This window comes from Planomonospora algeriensis (assembly GCF_977012225.1).
Genome location: NZ_CDRNDK010001115.1, coordinates 1 through 427, shown reverse-complemented (window position 1 = coordinate 427; position 427 = coordinate 1). Strand labels below are relative to the sequence as shown.

Below are 427 nucleotides of genomic sequence, written 5' to 3'. Positions count from 1 at the left end.
GGCCGACCTGGTAGGCCGTCCTGGCCGACGGCGGCCCGGCGACCGGGTGTTCCCGCTGATCCGGGAGGCCGAGCAGCGCGCCGAGCCGCCGCCAAGGCCCGCAGCCTGGCCGCCGACGCGCTCAACCGCGCCGCCCCCCTCCTGGACCCGGACCTCCGGTACGGCGGGGCCCGGCCGGCGGGTCCCGACCGCCTGACCGCGCTGGAACGCGAGCGGCTGGACGAGATCACCCGGCTGGAGGGGGTGCGCGCCGAGGAACCGCGGCTGGCCGCGCTGCTCCACGACCGCGAGCGGGTGGAGGCGGAGATCGTCCGCCTGACCGGCGAGCAGGCCGCCGCCGACGGGAGGCTGGCGGTCCTTCCCGGCCTGCGGGCCGAGGTGGAGGCCCGCCTCACCGCCGCCCGCCTGGACGCGGCCCGGCTGCCCG

At 80.3% G+C, this 427-nt stretch carries 1 pseudogene; it reads left to right on the top strand.

From position 1 onward, the window contains the following. Window positions 1-427: pseudogene (locus tag ACWJ6R_RS38075) on the top strand (hypothetical protein); the annotation flags it as partial.